This window comes from Bathymodiolus azoricus thioautotrophic gill symbiont (assembly GCF_001298715.1).
Classification (GTDB): domain Bacteria; phylum Pseudomonadota; class Gammaproteobacteria; order PS1; family Pseudothioglobaceae; genus Thiodubiliella.
This window is the reverse complement of the sequence record NZ_CDSC02000367.1, coordinates 1-1,524: the sequence shown is the minus strand read 5'-3', so window position 1 is coordinate 1,524 and position 1,524 is coordinate 1. Positions and strand designations below refer to the sequence as shown.

Annotated in this window: 1 protein-coding gene and 1 pseudogene; both read right to left on the bottom strand. The window is 33.2% G+C overall.

What is annotated here, in order from left to right; translation table 11 throughout:
* Positions 1-199: 199 nt before the first annotated feature.
* Positions 200-393 (bottom strand): annotated as a pseudogene (locus tag BAZSYMA_RS10700) (transposase); the annotation flags it as partial.
* An 83-nt stretch (positions 394-476) separates the two neighbouring features.
* Positions 477-1,232: an FkbM family methyltransferase gene (locus BAZSYMA_RS07250; RefSeq protein WP_090717218.1), complete on the bottom strand. Its 756-nt coding sequence runs from the start codon at positions 1,230-1,232 to the stop codon at positions 477-479.
* Positions 1,233-1,524 lie beyond the last annotated feature (292 nt).

The window sequence follows — 1,524 nt, the reverse complement described above, 5'->3', positions numbered from 1 at the left end:
GTTTTATACTTTCTAGCTCATACAAAAATTATGAGTGGAATAATGATGATTAATATGGAAATATGGGTGATTGGATCGAGAAATCTGCTAAACAAAGAGAACAACGTAGGGAGGTTGTTCGAAACTTTGCTTTCGTTAGGATGATGAGCCTTGCAAGCAAAAAATAACAAATATTTAAAAAGTGTTCACATTGAATTTACAGTACCAGAATTTTAAACATCATCAGTGGTGGGTAAGCTGGTGCACCATGTGCTGACGAGTATAGACTTGAGAGGTTTGCCCTATCTCATTCCAATTGATGATGTTGTGAACATCGTCAAGCTCTGATAGAGATTTGTGTTCGATAACTAAGGCATTTGCAAGTGAGGATTGTTGGGTGTTTTTCCAAGACATTTTGTGTTGTTTTTAGGGTTGTTTTAGATGGGTGTTATTTTACCAGATTGGCGGCTTTTGGTTGATTTATGCAAAGGTCTCATTTAATTTAAAAAGTTTTTATGCACATAAATATCATCTAATCCTACAATTATTCCCCATAAAATATAGTCATTTTCACGCATCAGCTGCCTAATTTCTTCTATTTCCTGTATTGAATTCGCAAAGGTAGAAACTTCTATTGTTAAAACATTTATTCTTACTTTATTAAAATCAATGCCTTTTAATGCATTTAATTCATGTCCTTCTATATCTATAGACATATAATCTATATGGGTAATACCCTCCCTTTCAAAAATATCTTTTAGAGGCTTTACTTGGATGATGATATCTTGTGTTTCAAGATCCAGATTCTGTTTCCCTGTACTTTTAACAAAAGAGAGCATATTCTCCCAACCCGTTACATCTTTTACAACAGAAAAAGCAACCTCCTTTTCTTTATCTGAAACTCCAAATGAAAAAAACTTTGCCTTTCTGTGTTTTTCCCATAATGGTTTCATGCTTGGTAGCGGCTCAAATGCTAGTCCTTCCCAGCCTATTTCTTCAAAATACAGGGTATTATTTATATTCAATGGATGATTTCCACCCACATCACAAAAAACACCTTTTTTATTTTTAAAAAAATTGTTATAAACTATATAATCCTGATTGTGCTGAGAGTATAGTTTTATATGGTTATCATGAAATATTTTAGTGTTTGGATGCTCTTTTTTAAGCTTTCTTGCTACTATGCTTCGTTTCACTTTCCCTAATTTTGTATAGAAATTTGGAAAAATTTTTCTTGCTATTTTTTTAATCATTCTTTACCGCCAAAATCATTATTTTCAAGGTCGTATTTTACCATGCCTGATACTAACTCTTGGAATTGAGACTTTCCCCTAATCCAAAAATAGAAATTAAAAAAACGCACAAACCCCAACTGGTATAATGATTTCAACTAAAAAACCGCTTCACCCATTGGGTGAAAACACAAAAGACAACCACATCCCTTTTATACACAACCAAACCTTACTGCGTTTATGAAAATTTTAAACTACAAGCTGTCCTCTACCAACGAACTTTTAACCGCTCGCATTGAGTTTGTCTAACACC

Bases quoted from the DNA above. Each gene is read 5' to 3' on its own strand.
- BAZSYMA_RS07250 (WP_090717218.1), bottom strand. From the start codon at position 1,232: ATGATTAAAAAAATAGCAAGAAAAATTTTTCCAAATTTCTATACAAAA.